This is a genomic window from Pseudomonas sp. ICMP 460, assembly GCF_002723595.1.
Classification (GTDB): Bacteria; Pseudomonadota; Gammaproteobacteria; order Pseudomonadales; family Pseudomonadaceae; genus Aquipseudomonas; species Aquipseudomonas kitaguniensis.
Genome location: NZ_LKBR01000052.1, coordinates 1 through 1,429, shown reverse-complemented (window position 1 = coordinate 1,429; position 1,429 = coordinate 1). Strand labels below are relative to the sequence as shown.

At 57.0% G+C, this 1,429-nt stretch carries 1 protein-coding gene; it reads left to right on the top strand.

Annotated features, from left to right (window positions below; all coding sequences use genetic code 11):
- Positions 1–113: 113 nt before the first annotated feature.
- Positions 114–1,418: an IS4 family transposase gene (locus tag AO240_RS23800; RefSeq protein WP_099239775.1), complete on the top strand. Its 1,305-nt coding sequence runs from the start codon at positions 114–116 to the stop codon at positions 1,416–1,418.
- Positions 1,419–1,429: the final 11 nt, after the last annotated feature.

Below are 1,429 nucleotides of genomic sequence, written 5' to 3'. Positions count from 1 at the left end.
AGCCAGCCCTTTCAAGGTCTTTGATAAAATCCCCCAAAACGCCAGTCAGGGGAACGAAATCGATGTGGGCAGAAGTTCTAGCGCGGTTTGAGAAAAAAGCACCGGCCAGTGTCATGACCAAAGTGATATTGGAACAGGCTGTTCCTGCTGAATGGGTCGATCAGGTGTTCGAAGAACATCGTCAGCGGCAGTACCCACGCGAGCTTTTGTTTTCAACCATTGTTGAACTGATGTCCCTTGTTTCATTGGGCTTGCGACCTTCTCTGCATGCCGCCGCGCGGCAGATGGAAGACCTTCCTGTTAGCTTGGCGGCGCTGTATGACAAGGTCAGCCGCACAGAGCCTGCGCTGCTGCGCGCCCTGGTCACCGGGAGCGCAGAGCGCTTGGCCCCGACGATAAAAGAGCTGGGGCACTCAGCCATTTTGCCTGGCTGGCAATTAAGGGTCGTTGACGGTAACCACCTGCCTTCCAGCGAAAAGCGCCTGGGAGCTTTGCGCAGGGAACGGGGCGCCGCCCGGCCTGGTTTTTCCGTTGTGGTTTACGACCCCGATCTGGACCAGGTCGTCGATCTTCAGCCTTGTGAAGATGCCTATGCCAGCGAACGCGTCAGCGTGCTGCCATTGCTGGAAAAAGCCAGTGCGGGACAACTGTGGATGGCTGATCGACTCTACTGCACACTCCCGGTCATGGGGGCCTGTGAAGATACCGGGGCCTCGTTCATCATCCGCGAACAGAGCAAACATCCACGTCTGCTTAAGGAAGGCGATTGGCAGGAGCCTATCGCGGTTGCGGCAGGCAGCGTGCGCGAGCAAATCATCGAAGTAAAAGGTGGTCGCCAGTGGCGGCGAGTCGAACTGAAGCTACAAAAACCCACCGAATCCGGCGACACCACGCTGCTGTTCTGGAGCAACTTGCCTGACTCTATCAGTGCCGAGCAAATCGCCGACTTGTACCGCCGTCGCTGGAGTATCGAAGGGATGTTCCAGCGCCTGGAAGCGGTGTTGGACAGTGAAATCGAAACCTTGGGCAACCCCAAAGCAGCCCTGTTGGGGTTTGCGTCGGCCGTGTTGGCTTACAACGTTTTGGCGGTGCTCAAACGCAGCGTTGAGCAGGCTCATCGCCAGACTCTGCCCGACGATTGGGAAGCATCGATTTTCCACCTGACGGTACAGGTACGCAGCGGATATGAAGGCATGCAGATTGCCTTGCCGCCAGAGCCCTTATCGATCCCAATCCTTGAAGCGGGATTGGCTCCGTACTTACTGACGTTGGCGAAAAACGTCCTACCTAAAGCGGTCGCCAAGAGCAAACGGGGGCCGAAGGTGCCTAAACCCAAAGAGTGGCTGGAAGGCAAAGCCGCGAATGCTCACGTGTCGACGGATCGGGTACTCAAGGCAGCTAAGCTCAAAAGACCTTGAAAGGGCTGGCT